This is a genomic window from Caulobacter sp. Root487D2Y, assembly GCF_001427165.1.
Classification (GTDB): Bacteria; Pseudomonadota; Alphaproteobacteria; order Caulobacterales; family Caulobacteraceae; genus Caulobacter.
The window spans coordinates 149,730-162,005 of sequence record NZ_LMFD01000014.1; the positions used below are offsets into that span (position 1 = coordinate 149,730).

15 protein-coding genes are annotated in these 12,276 nt (G+C 67.8%); 9 read left to right on the top strand and 6 right to left on the bottom strand.

Annotation, left to right across the window (positions count from 1 at the left end):
• Window positions 1-25 precede the first annotated feature (25 nt).
• The 3 genes from purQ (at window position 26) to ASD38_RS21050 (ending at window position 3,358) form a co-directional block, all read left to right on the top strand.
• Entirely contained in the window at window positions 26-688 is a 663-nt protein-coding gene (gene purQ / locus ASD38_RS21040; protein ID WP_056445906.1) for a phosphoribosylformylglycinamidine synthase subunit PurQ, read from the top strand.
• Window positions 689-712: 24 nt separating this feature from the next.
• On the top strand, window positions 713-1,369 hold the full coding sequence (locus ASD38_RS21045) for a hypothetical protein (protein ID WP_056463152.1): 657 nt from the start codon (window positions 713-715) through the stop codon (window positions 1,367-1,369).
• Window positions 1,370-1,447: 78 nt separating this feature from the next.
• Window positions 1,448-3,358, top strand: a complete 1,911-nt coding sequence (locus ASD38_RS21050) for a CocE/NonD family hydrolase (RefSeq protein WP_056463155.1) — start codon at window positions 1,448-1,450, stop codon at window positions 3,356-3,358.
• Window positions 3,359-3,554: 196 nt separating this feature from the next.
• On the opposite strand, the gene ASD38_RS24360 is transcribed toward ASD38_RS21050, so the two are convergent.
• Window positions 3,555-3,719, bottom strand: coding sequence for a hypothetical protein (locus tag ASD38_RS24360; protein WP_200941457.1), 165 nt, complete (start codon window positions 3,717-3,719; stop codon window positions 3,555-3,557).
• Window positions 3,720-3,802: 83 nt separating this feature from the next.
• A complete protein-coding gene (locus tag ASD38_RS21055) occupies window positions 3,803-4,399 on the bottom strand; it encodes a peptidylprolyl isomerase (RefSeq protein WP_056463158.1) in 597 nt (198 codons plus the stop codon).
• 101 nt (window positions 4,400-4,500) lie between these two features.
• Here ASD38_RS21055 and purL point away from each other — a divergent pair, with 101 nt between their 5' ends.
• On the top strand, window positions 4,501-6,714 hold the full coding sequence (gene purL, locus ASD38_RS21060) for a phosphoribosylformylglycinamidine synthase subunit PurL (protein ID WP_056445920.1): 2,214 nt from the start codon (window positions 4,501-4,503) through the stop codon (window positions 6,712-6,714).
• Between the two features lie 106 nt (window positions 6,715-6,820).
• Entirely contained in the window at window positions 6,821-7,174 is a 354-nt protein-coding gene (locus ASD38_RS21065; protein ID WP_056445923.1) for a hypothetical protein, read from the top strand.
• Window positions 7,175-7,181: 7 nt separating this feature from the next.
• On the opposite strand, the gene ASD38_RS21070 is transcribed toward ASD38_RS21065, so the two are convergent.
• The 3 genes from ASD38_RS21070 to ASD38_RS21080 form a co-directional block, all read right to left on the bottom strand.
• Complete coding sequence (locus ASD38_RS21070) at window positions 7,182-7,376, bottom strand: hypothetical protein (protein WP_056463161.1); 195 nt, start codon at window positions 7,374-7,376, stop codon at window positions 7,182-7,184.
• A 33-nt stretch (window positions 7,377-7,409) separates the two neighbouring features.
• Window positions 7,410-8,027, bottom strand: a complete 618-nt coding sequence (locus tag ASD38_RS21075) for a hypothetical protein (protein WP_056445929.1) — start codon at window positions 8,025-8,027, stop codon at window positions 7,410-7,412.
• A gap of 99 nt (window positions 8,028-8,126) precedes the next feature.
• Window positions 8,127-8,624 carry a winged helix-turn-helix transcriptional regulator gene (locus ASD38_RS21080; RefSeq protein ID WP_056463326.1) on the bottom strand — a complete coding sequence of 166 codons (498 nt, stop codon included), beginning with the start codon at window positions 8,622-8,624 and terminating at the stop codon, window positions 8,127-8,129.
• A gap of 123 nt (window positions 8,625-8,747) precedes the next feature.
• On the opposite strand from ASD38_RS21080, the gene ASD38_RS21085 reads away from it, so the two are divergent.
• The gene (locus tag ASD38_RS21085) at window positions 8,748-9,557 is read left to right on the top strand and encodes an SDR family NAD(P)-dependent oxidoreductase (RefSeq protein ID WP_056463163.1); all 810 of its coding nucleotides are present in this window, start codon (window positions 8,748-8,750) and stop codon (window positions 9,555-9,557) included.
• A 125-nt stretch (window positions 9,558-9,682) separates the two neighbouring features.
• Window positions 9,683-9,886 (top strand): hypothetical protein, encoded by a 204-nt coding sequence (locus ASD38_RS21090; RefSeq protein WP_056445935.1) that lies wholly within the window; start codon window positions 9,683-9,685, stop codon window positions 9,884-9,886.
• 68 nt (window positions 9,887-9,954) lie between these two features.
• Here ASD38_RS21090 and ASD38_RS21095 read toward each other — a convergent pair whose 3' ends face one another.
• Entirely contained in the window at window positions 9,955-10,884 is a 930-nt protein-coding gene (locus ASD38_RS21095; RefSeq protein WP_056463165.1) for a M20/M25/M40 family metallo-hydrolase, read from the bottom strand.
• A gap of 207 nt (window positions 10,885-11,091) precedes the next feature.
• Here ASD38_RS21095 and ASD38_RS21100 point away from each other — a divergent pair, with 207 nt between their 5' ends.
• Window positions 11,092-11,328: a BolA/IbaG family iron-sulfur metabolism protein gene (locus ASD38_RS21100; RefSeq protein WP_012287488.1), complete on the top strand. Its 237-nt coding sequence runs from the start codon at window positions 11,092-11,094 to the stop codon at window positions 11,326-11,328.
• Window positions 11,329-11,333: 5 nt separating this feature from the next.
• Window positions 11,334-12,230: an aldo/keto reductase gene (locus tag ASD38_RS21105; RefSeq protein ID WP_056445941.1), complete on the top strand. Its 897-nt coding sequence runs from the start codon at window positions 11,334-11,336 to the stop codon at window positions 12,228-12,230.
• The last annotated feature ends 46 nt before the right edge of the window (window positions 12,231-12,276 follow it).

Consider the following 12,276-nt stretch of genomic DNA (forward strand, 5'->3'; position numbering starts at 1 on the left):
GCGAACGGTGCTACAGGCCCGCGCCATGAAAGCCGCCGTCGTCGTCTTCCCCGGTTCCAATTGCGATCGTGACTGCAAGGTCGCCATCGAGCGCTCCGCTGGAGCCCGCGTCGAGATGGTCTGGCACCAGGAGACGGCCCTGCCGGACGACCTGGACCTGATCGTCCTGCCCGGCGGCTTCTCGTACGGCGACTATCTGCGGTGCGGGGCCATGGCCGCCCAGAGCCCGGTGATGCGCGAAGTCATCAAGGCCGCTGACGACGGCGTCGCGATCGTGGGCATCTGCAACGGTTTCCAGGTGCTGTGCGAGGCGGGCCTGCTGCCCGGCGCCCTGCTGCGCAACGAGAAGCTCAAGTACATCTGCAAGCCGGTGACCCTGGACGTGGTCAATAGCCAGACCCGCTTCACCGCCAGCTTCGGCGAGCAGCGCTCGGCCGTGATGACGGTCGGCAACGGCGAGGGCAACTTCTTCGCCGACGAACAGACCCTCGACCGCATCGAGGGCGAAGGCCAGGTGGTGTTCCGCTACCAGGACAATCCCAACGGCTCGGCCCGCGACATCGCCGGCATCATGAACGCCAAGGGCAATATCCTGGGCCTGATGCCCCACCCCGACCGCTCGTTCGACCCGGACCTGGGCTCGGAGGACGGCGCGATCCTGTTCCGAAGCATTTTCGCCAGCGCCTGACGACGACAAGAAACGGGGGTTCCGATGCGTCGTTTTTCGATCACCGCAGCCTCTCTCGTCGCCGGACTGATGGCGGCCGCCGTCGCCCAGGCCGCCGACAACCGTTGCGGCTACGGCGATTTCGTCTCCTTCGCCCAGGACGGCGTGGCGGTCTACAACGTCTCGCCACCCGGCCAAGGGCGGACCTACTTCCACAATAACGGCGAGGGTTGCCCCGACGCGCCGAGCTGCCGGCTGAAGAGCTATCTCGTCGTTCAGGACGAGGTGCTGGTCAGCAAGGTCGAGAACGGCTGGGCCTGCGCCTGGTACGGGCGCGGCGATCGCCACACCGTGGGCTGGCTGAAGAAGGCCGACCTGGTCAAGTCCGCCGTCGCCCCGTCCGGCGAGGGCGACTGGCTCGGCGATTGGCGCTTCGGCGACAACCAGATCACGATCAAGCGCACCAAGAAGGGCCTGCGGGCCGCCGGCGACGCCACCTGGTCCGGCCCCGTCTCGCAGCATTCAGGCGCGTTCGACGGCCTGCTGGAGGTCAAGGGCGTCAACGCCGAATATGCCGACCCCGAAGGCACCGAGCCCTTCTGCGACGTCCGCATGCGTCGGGTCGGCAGGCACATGGTCGTCGCCGACAGCGGAAGCTGCGGTGGCGCTTCGGTGAGCTTCGACGGCGTCTACGCGCGCTAGAAGCCTCTGAACGCTGTTATGTTATAGCGCCCGCCAAAAACCGCTCCTAAGGTGGCCGCACCATTGGGGAGCTTTTCCATGAGTCTTGCGTCCACCCTCCGCGCCGGCCTGCTGGCCGCCGCCGCCCTCACCGCCTTCGCCACCACGGTTCACGCCCAGACGCCCGCCCTGACGCCGGACATCGACGGCAAGTACGTCGCGTCCAAGGCCGGCTATGACTACGACAAGCGCGTGGTCATGGTGCCCATGCGCGACGGAACCAAGCTCTACACCGTGATCGTGGTCCCCAAGGGCGCCAAGAACGCTCCTATCCTCTTCACCCGCACGCCCTACAACGCCGCCAAGCGCGCCGCCCGCAACGACAGCCCGTCCATGTTGGCCACCCTGGCCCAGGGCGACGAGGTGTTCGTCAAGGACGGCTATATCCGCGTGTTCCAGGACATCCGCGGCAAGTACGGCTCGGAAGGCGACTATGTGATGACCCGCCCGCTGAAGGGGCCGCTGAACAACAGCGAGGTCGACCACGCCACCGACGCCTACGACACCATCGAATGGCTGACCAAGAACGTGCCCGAGAGCAACGGCAAGGTCGGCATGCTGGGCTCGTCCTACGAGGGCTTCACGGTGGTGATGGCGCTGGTGAATCCGCACCCGGCCCTGAAGGTGGCCGCGCCGATGAGCCCGATGGTCGACGGCTGGATGGGCGACGACTGGTTCCACTTCGGCGCGTTCCGGCAAGTGAACTTCGACTATTTCACCGGCCAGACCACCAAGCGCGGGGCCGGCGACAGCGTCGCGCGCCCGAGCCCCGACGACTACGAGAACTTCCGCCGCGCCGGTTCGGCCGGCGACTACGCCAAGGCCAACGGCATCGACCAGTTGCCCTGGTGGAAGAAGATGACCGAGAATGCCGCCTACACGCCGTTCTGGAGCCAGCAGGCGCTGGACAAGACCATGGCCGAGCAGCCGCTCAAGGTGCCGACCATGTGGATCCAGGGCCTGTGGGACCAGGAGGACATGTGGGGCGCGGTGCACGCCTACGCGGCCACCGAGCCCAAGGACACGGCCAACGACAAGAGCTACCTGGTGCTGGGCCCCTGGCGTCACAGCCAGGTCAATTACGACGGCTCCAGCCTGGGCGCCTTCAAGTGGGACGGAGACACCGCCCTGCAGTTCCGCCGCGACGTGCTGCTGCCGTTCTTCAACCAGTACCTGAAGGACGGAGCCCCCAAGGCCGACACCCCGCCGGTGCTGATCTACGATCCGGGCCAGAACCACTGGGATCGCTACAAGTCCTGGCCGCAAGGCGGAAACAAGCCGCTGTACCTGACCGAGAAGGGCGGCCTGTCGTTCAGCGCCCCCGCCCCGGCCAAGGGCGCGGCGGCCTATGACGAATACGTCTCCGATCCGGCCAAGCCGGTGCCGTACATCCCACGGCCGATGAAGTTCGGCGACCGCGACAAGTGGACCCCCTGGCTGCTGACCGACCAGCGCGCGGTGGCCGACCGCACCGACGTGCTGTCCTACGTGTCCGAGCCCCTGACCGCGCCGCTGAAGATCGCCGGCGTGCCGAAGGTCAATCTGACGGCCTCGACCAGCGGCAGCGACAGCGACTGGGTGGTCAAGCTGATCGACGTCTTCCCCGACGAGGTCCCCAGCCAGCCCGAGCTGGGCGGCTACCAGCTGGCCGTGGGCATGGACATCTTCCGCGGCCGCTATCGCGAGAGCTTCAGCGCTCCCAAGGCGCTGAAGGCCAATGCGCCGCTGAAGTACCAGTTCATCCTGCCGACCGCGAACTACACGTTCCAGCCGGGCCACCGGATCATGGTGCAGGTGCAGTCCAGCTGGTTCCCGCTCTACGACCGCAACCCGCAGACCTTCGTGCCCAACATCTTCTTCGCCAAGCCGGCGGACTACGTGAAGGCGACGCAGCGGGTCTATCACGCGGGCGACACGGCCAGCTTCATCGAGCTGCCGGTGGTTCAGTAGCGCACGCACTTGCCCCCACCTGACCGCTGCGCGGTCTGTCCGCCCCCATAGGGGGCGGAGGACGCGCGCCTTCCTCTTCCCCCTGTGGGGGAAGACGGTCGCGAAGCGACCCGTAGGGGGCAGGTATTCGCCGCACGAAAAGAGGCCGGAGGCTTACGCCTCCGGCCCCTCCTTCACATTCACGGAGCGTTTTGCGTCAGCGGTCGCGCCGCTGCTGATCCGGATTGGCCTGGCCGCCCGGATCGCGGCCTTGTTCCTTCTGGCGATCGCGGTCGCCTTGCTGGTGCTGCTGACCCGGGGACTGTCGCTGCGGGTCGTTCTGCTGCTGTTGCGGATTGCGGGTCTTCTTGTCGTCACCCATGGCTTTCTCCTTGGACAGCGCGCCGATCGCGCACGGACAAGAAAACGGCCAGGGACCGTCCCCGTTCCTAGCGCCAAGCTGCCTTAGTTCCGGCTTAGCTTTTGAATCTTCACCGGATTTTCGATAATCTGACCCTTCATATAGGGGTCGTCGGCCTTGCTGACGGTGGGGGCGTCGTGGATCTTTCGGACCACGTCCATGCCCTCGACCACCCTGCCGAACGCCGCGAAGCCCTGGCCGTCCTTGTTGCGGGCGCCGCCGAAATCCAGGGCCGGGTTGTCGCCGATGCAGATGAAGAACTCCGAACCCGCCGTGCCCGGCGCGCCCCGCGCCATCGAGATCACCCCGTCGGTGTGCCGCAGGCCCGTGACCTTGGTGGTCTCGTGGACGATGGCCGGCAGCGGACTGTCGTCGCGGTTCAGCCCGCCCTGGATGACGGAGATGGTGGCGGGGTTGTTGTCGTTCTTCGGCGAGACGGTCCGATAGAAGGTCCCGCCGTCCAGCAGATGCTGGTCGGCATAGGCCAGGAAGTTGGCCACAGTGATCGGCGCCTTGTCCGGACAAAGCTCGATGACGATCGGCCCGAGATCGGTGACTATCCGCACGCGAACGGGCGCGGCCCCGGCGGCGGTCAGCGGCAGGGCGGCGGCGAGCGCCAGCAGATGGCGGCGGGAGATCATGGGGCGGCTCGCTTCAAGGCGACGGGGAAGCGGTCATTTTAGACAAAGCCTTGGGCGGGAAATCTAGCGGAATCCCCCTGGCCGCGCTAGAAGGCCCGCCCATGAGCACCTCGCCCTCCCCCACGAAGTCCATGGCCGACACGGCCCGTGAATTTGGCCTCAACGCGGAGGAGTACGGCGTCGTCCTCGACCGCCTGGGCCGCGAGCCCAATCTGGTCGAGCTGGGGGTGTTCTCGGTGATGTGGTCCGAGCACTGCTCGTACAAGTCGTCCAAGAACCAGCTGAAGAAGTTCCCGATCACCGGCCCGCGCGTGATCTGCGGTCCGGGCGAGAACGCCGGCGTGATCGACATCGGCGACGGCGACGCGATCATCTTCAAGATGGAGAGCCACAACCACCCCTCCTACATCGAGCCCTATCAGGGCGCGGCGACGGGCGTGGGCGGCATCATGCGCGACGTGTTCACGATGGGCGCGCGGCCGATCGCCCTGTTGAACGCCCTGCGCTTCGGCGAGCCCGACCACCCCAAGACCAAGCGCCTGGTCGACGGCGTGGTGGCCGGCATCGCCGGCTACGGCAACTGCGTGGGCGTCCCCACGGTCGCGGGCGAGACCAACTTCCACAAGGGCTATAACGGCAACATCCTGGTCAACGCCATGTGCGTGGGCCACGCCGAAGCCGACAAGATCTTCTACTCCGCCGCTCCGGGCGCGGGCCTGGCCGTGGTCTATTTCGGCTCGAAGACCGGCCGCGACGGCATCCACGGCGCCACCATGGCCAGCGCCGAGTTCGACCAGGACAGCGACGAGAAGCGTCCCACCGTCCAGGTCGGCGACCCCTTCGCCGAGAAGCTGCTGATCGAGGCCACGCTCGAACTGATGGCCACCGGCGCCGTCGCCGCCATCCAGGACATGGGCGCCGCGGGCCTGACGTCCTCGTCGGTCGAGATGGCCGGCAAGGGCGGGGTCGGCATCGAGCTGAACATGGACATGGTGCCCCAGCGCGAAGAGGGCATGAGCGCCTACGAGATGATGCTCTCGGAAAGCCAGGAGCGCATGCTGGCGGTCCTCAAGCCCGGCCGCGAGCACGAAGGCCACGCCATCTTCGAGAAGTGGGGCCTGGACGCCGCCGTCATCGGCCACACCACCGACACCGGCCACCTGGTGCTCAAGCACCACGGCCAGATCGTCTGCGACGTGCCCCTGGCCCCGCTGTTCGACGACGCGCCGCTGTATGACCGCCCCTGGGTCCAGCCGACGCTGCATCCGCGCCTCGATCCGGGCAAGATCGCCGGCCCCGCCGACTGGAACGCCGCCGTGCTGAAGGTGGTCGGCAGCCCCGACATGGCCTCCAAGCGCTGGCTGTGGGAGCAGTACGACCGCCACGTGATGGCCGACACCCTGGAAGACAGCGCCACCGGCTGCGACGCCGGCATCGTGCGCATCCACGGCAAGGGCAAGGCCATCGCCGTGACCAGCGACGTCACCCCGCGCTATGTCCAGAACGACCCCTACGAGGGCGGCAAGCAGGCCGTGGCCGAGGCCTGGCGCAACCTGACGGCCGCCGGTTCGACGCCGATCGCCATCACCGACAACCTCAACTTCGGCAGCCCCGAAAAGCCCGAGACCATGGGCCAGATCGTCCGCGCCACCGACGGCATGGCCGAGGCCTGCCGGGCGTTGGACTTCCCGGTCGTGAGCGGAAACGTCAGCCTCTACAACGAGACCAACGGCGTCGCCATTCCGCCGACCCCGACGGTCGGGGCGGTCGGCCTGATCGACGACTACGACCTGCGCATGGGCTTCGGCAACGTGGCCGAGGGCGACACCCTGGTGCTGATCGGAGAGACCCATGGCGAGCTGGGCGCCTCGATCTATCTGCGCGAGATCCTGGGCCGCGAGGACGGCGCCCCGCCGCCGGTCGACCTGGGCATGGAGCGCAAGAACGGCGACTTCGTGCGCGGCCTGATCCCGACCGGCCTGGTCGCCGGCCTGCACGACCTGTCGGACGGCGGCCTGCTGATCGCCGCGGCCGACATCGCCCTGGCCAGCAAGGTCGGCGTCACCCTGAACGCCACCAGCCAAACCCACGCCCACCCCTACCTGTTCGGCGAGGACCAGGCCCGCTACCTGGTCGCCACGCCCGATCCGGACGCGGTTCTGGCGGCGGCCAAGGACGCCGGCGTCCACGCCATCGTGGCCGGCGTGGCGGGCGGCGAGGCCTTCGCCTCGACCGGTCTGTTCAACATCCCGCTGGAAGCCCTGCGCACGGCCCACGAGGCCTGGCTGCCGAGCTTCATGGGCGCGGTCGCCTAAGAGACTTCCACCGCCGCCGCCCGCGCTTGGTCCTCATCCCGAGCTTGTCGAAGGACGAGGACCCGGCGCCCGACTTGAATGCCGATAGGATCCATAGAGGACCTCCATGCGCACGATCTCGATCATCGCCACCACGAGCCTCGCCCTGTCGCTGCTGGCCGCCTGCGCGCCCGCGCCGGCGCCGCGACCGGCCGCCCAGAGCGCCGACGCCTCCTGCGCCGCGCGCGGCGGCTCCATGCAGCCCGTCGGCCGCCTGCAGCGCCCGACCTGCGTCGTGCCCTATGCCGACGCCGGCAAGACCTGCTCGGACAAGGCCGACTGCCAGGGCGCCTGCATCGCCGAGGGCAACCTGGAGGCCCAGGGCGCCACGACCGGCCAGTGCCAGAAGACCAACGTCCAGTTCGGCTGCTACGCCAAGATCGTGGGCGGCAAGACGACGGGCGCGATCTGCGTCGACTAGGCCGCACCTATTTCGTCGGAGCCGTCGCGGCCTCGTCGCCCTCGAAGATCACGACATGAGCGTTATTCTTGTCGTTGGAGTCGTTGATGAAATCGGCCCGCGCCTCGCCCAGCGCGGGCTGGCCTTCCGGCGCCTCGAGAACCGACGCCTCGCGGCTCTGCCGAAACCACTGAAACATCTTCCATAGCCAGGTCAGGATCATCGCTCCCTCCAGAGCCTTGGGGTCGCCAGGCGCTCAGGCGTACTCGACATTCGCCAGGGTGAACATGAACGGCGTCGCGTTCGGGCCGGAGCCGCCGCCGGTCATCACGATGTCGGCGCTGGCGATGCCGAGCAGCGACAGTTCGGTGTTGATCGACGAGACGATGGCCGAGTTCATCACCTCGCCTTGGACCACCTGCGACGCCACCCCGATCCAGATCGTCGGCTTGAACTGGAACACCGCCTTCTGCTGAGGCGCGATGCTGGTCGCCTGGGCATAGAGCTTGCCGCTCTTGTAGATTCCGGCGTTGATCGCGCCCTGTTGCAGGGCGTTGAGCACCTCGATCTCCCTCGCGCTGGCGGCCTGCCCGCTGTATTTCAGCACATCACCCGATGTGTCGCGCACCATTGAGAATTGCTGGCCGTCGGCCGCGTCCAACAGGGGTGTGTAGTTGCCCCAGCTGTCGCTGGCCCCGACCTGTGTGGCCATCGGATAGACGAACGGGTGGTTGTCGCCCTTGCCGCAGTTCTGGATCACCAGCCAGGCCACCGCCGTCTCCTGGACGTCCGTGGCCGCGTTCTTGGCGAAGATCACGATCTCGCTGTTGTTCACATCGTTGGAATCGTTGATGAAGTTCAGCTTGATGTCCATGCGTCCCACCCTGATGGCCCGACGTCCGGCGGCCCTTGCGGGAAATCTACACTCAAAAGCCGAAACTTGACCACGCGCTATCGAAGGTGGTCCGCTCCTTTAGCGGCGCCGCCCCTGCGCGACCTGGGCCACGCGGGCCAGCAGCGCGGGGCCGGCCGCCGGACCGGCGGCATAGACGAAATCGGGATCGTCCATCGGCTTGCCCGTGCGGCGGTCCACCATCACGGGCTCGGCCGGCAGGCCCGTGGTCGCGTCGACCATCTGGCTGGCGACGCCCTCGACCGCGAAGTGGCGGTTGCCGAACGCCATCAGCGCCGTCAGCACCGGGGCGAAGTCCCGCCCCAGGTCGGTCAGCAGGTATTCGTGGCGCACGGGCCGTTCCTGATAGGGCCGGCGTTCCAGAAAGCCGGCCTCGACCAGGGCGGCCAGCCGTCGGGCCAGGATGTTCGGCGCCACGCCCAGGCTCTTTTCGAATTGGTCGAATTTCGACAGGCCCTGCAGGGCGTCCCGCAGGATCATCAGGCTCCAGGCGTCGCCCACGCGCTCCAGCGTGCGGCCCACGGGGCATTGTCCAGCATCGAGGGCGCGTTGGGTCATGCCCTCCATATAGGCGATCACTAGCGAATTGAAAGTTAGTCACTTGCAAATCAAAAGTTACCTCCCATCTGAACCTCACGACCAGGCCATGGGGCCTGGCCAACCCCTTTCGGGACGAAGACGATGAGCAAGCAAGACCTTCGCGGCGCGGCCCTGATCACCGGCGCCTCCTCCGGCATCGGCGCGACCTATGCCGACCGCCTGGCCCGCGCCGGCCACGACCTGGTGCTGGTGGCCCGCGACGCCGCGCGGCTGGAAGCCCTGGCCGCCAAGCTGAAGGCCGCCACGGGCGTCAAGATCGACATCGTCGCCGCCGACCTGACCGACAGGACCGACCTGGCCAAGGTCGAGGCCCGGCTGGCCGACGACGCTTCGATCGACATCCTGATCAACAACGCCGGCGCGGCCCTGGCCGGGTCGTTCGCCGAGCAGGACGTCGAGCGGGTCGAGAACATGATCCAGCTGAACGTCGTCTCGGTGACCCGCCTGGCCCACGCCGCCGCCAAGGCCTTCGCGGCCCGCGACCGCGGCGCGATCGTCAACATCTCGTCCGTGGTCGGACTGGCCCCCGAGCTCCAATCGGTCGTCTACGGCGCGACCAAGGCCTATGTGACCTATTTCACCCAGGCTCTGCGCCAGCAACTGAGCCCCGGCGTCCAGCTCCAGGCCGTGCTGCCGGGCGCGACCCGCACGGAGATCTGGGACCGTTCGGGCGGCGGCGGCGCGGACAAGCTGGACCCGAACATGCTGATGGAGGTCGACGACCTGGTGGACGCGGCCCTGGCCGGCTTCCGTCAAGGCGAACTGGTCACCATCCCGTCCCTGCCCGATCCGGTCGACTTCGCCGCCTACGACGCGGCCCGGGCCAAGCTGCTGCCGAACCTGTCGCGCAACCGTCCCGCCGAGCGCTACAGGGCCGGCGCTCCCGCCTAGGCGGTACGGCGACCCGGGCCGTCACGACATTGGCGCATCGCGACACTATCTATCGCGTGACGACGCGTGACGGCCCGGAACAAACGCCGTGTCCAGTCGCTTGTCCGCCAACCGAGGAGACCGACATGGCCGCCATTCCGAACCTGGACGAGTTCATTCTCGAAGAAACCGCCGACGGGATCTTCCTGACCGTCACCGGCGACGACGAGCAGACCTTGAAGCTGAAGGTCACGCTCGACGACCTGGAGGAGATCGTCGAGGTCATCGACGAGGTGTTCGGTCTCGAAGAGGACGACGAAGAGGCGGAAGAGGAAGAAAGCGCGGGCTGATTTTTCACTCCGCTCATCCGGGCGAACGCCGGGATGAGCGGATAGAAAGGGATGTGCTGAGCCGAACCCTACCGTCCCGCGGACTTGGCGATCGAGTCCAGGTCGTCGTCCAGCGCTCGGGTCGCGGTGACCACGGTGGCCACCGCGTGCTTGAAGAAGTCCTGGGGCACGGTGGCGAAGTCGTCGGTGGGCTGGTGGTATTCGGGGTGGTCCTCCACGCCGAAATAGACCCAGGGCACGCCGGCCACGGCGAACGGTCCCTGATCGGACTGCTGGGTCCAGTTGTTCTCCTTGCCCTGGGCGTCGGTGTCGTGACCCAGCAGCAGCTTGACCGGCGCGGTCCTGGCCACCCCGTCCAGCACCGGCTTCAGATACGGCTGCGGGCCGGCGCCGCTGACATAAAGTTGGTTCTTGGCGTTCTTGCTGAGCATGTCGAAATTGACGTTCAGCCCGATGTTCGCCAACGGTACGGGCGGATCGGCGACGAAGGCCTTGGCGCCCTTCAGCCCGCTTTCCTCGGCGTCGAAGGCGACGATCAGCACGGTGTGGCGCGGCGGCTTGGCCTTGAACGCCTCGGCCACGGCCAGCAGGCCGGCGATCCCCGAGGCGTTGTCGTCGGCCCCGTTATAGACCTGTCCCTTGCGGACCCCCAGGTGGTCGTAGTGGGCCGAGACCACCAGCACCTTGTCCGAACTGGACGTGCCCTCGATCCGCGCCACCAGGTTCACCCCGGTGACGTCCTTGCCGAAGGTCTTGGGCTTGAAGGTGAACGGGCGTTCGAACGGCGCGCCTTTGGGCCTCAGCCCGATCTGGCCGAAGCGCTTAAGGATGTAGGCCCGCGCCTTGGCCCCGCCCGGCGTGCCGACGGCCCGCCCTTCCATGTCGTCGGCCGACAGGATGCGGACGTCGTCCAGGGCATGGGCGCCGGGCGTGGGCGCGGCGTGAGCGGAAGCCGTGAAGACGAGCGCGAGAGCGGCCGAAGCCAGGAGATGACGCATGCGAGACCCTTGCTGATCCGGCCTTCATGGCTTGCGTCGGCCGGATTTCGCAATGAACTCGTCGTCATTTTTCACGGCGCCGGGATGACGGCGAAGGACACCGCGGCGGATGAAAGCAACGTTCCAGCCCGGGCCGGCATTTCCCGTATGCCCGTTCTTAAGGTTTCCCCGGCATACCCAAGGTCGAGAGATTCGGAGTTTTCCGCCGTGCCCATGTCCTTCCCCGACCTCGAAGCCCGCCTGCACGACGCCTTTCCGGACGCCGAGATCGTGCTGACCGACCTGGCCGGCGACGGCGACCACTACAAGGCGCGCATCGTTTCGCCCGCCTTCCGGGGGCTCAATCGGGTCAAGCAGCACCAGATGGTCAACCGCGCCCTGGCCGACGTGCTGGGCGGGGCGCTGCACGCCCTGGCCCTCGAAACCGCCGCCCCCACGGAGTAGACGCCATGCGCTATCGCCCCTTCGGAAGCGCGGGCGTGGCGGTCTCGGCGATCTCGCTGAGGCTGGAGGACCAGCCTCGCCTGCGGGGCGCGGACTGGCGCAAGCTGATCTTCGCTGCGCTGGAAAGCGGCATCAACACCTTCGAGCTCGACGGCGTCTCGCCGGCCCTGATCGAGGGCGCGACCGAGGCCTTCTCGACGGTCGAGCGGCGGCTGCTGTTCATCGGCTGGCGGCTGCGCGGCGCCAGCGACCGCGCGCTGCGGGCCCAAGCCGTCCACGACATGATCGAGCAGGCCCTGGACCGCACCGGCCTGGGCCACCTGGACCTGGCCACCCTGGACGATCCGGACACCAACGCCTTCCCCGCCGAGACCCTGGAACAGCTGAAGGCCCTGCGCGGGGCGCGGCTGATCCGCCTGCTGGGCGTGGCCGGGGCCGGCGAAAAGTTCGACGCCTATGTCGCCTCGGGCCAGTTCGAGGCCATGGCCACGCCGTTCAACCTGGCTTCGGGCTGGGTGGAGCGCAATCGCGTGCGCGCCGCCATGACCCGTGAGATGGCGGTGATCGCCCAGGACTACTGGCCCGACGTGCTGCACGAGGAGCACAAGCACAGCTTCCTGCCCAAGCCCTCGCTGTGGCGGCGTCGCACCGACCCGCTGGCCGATGTCGGCGGCTATGACTTCCTGCGCAACACGCCCGGCTGGAACGCCCAGCAGATCTGCCTGGCCTACGCCCTGACCGAACCGTCCCTGGCCACCGTCCAGGTCACGGCCGGCTCGCCCGCCGAAATCGAAGCCCTGGCGGCGATGGCAGAGCGCGACCTGCCCACCGGCTGCGCGGCCCAGATCGAGATGGCCCGCTTCTCGGCCCAGCAGGCGGAACGGTCAAAGCGTCGCGCCTGAGGCCGCGATGCGGCGCCAAGGCTTGACCCGGAGGGGCGCGGCGCCT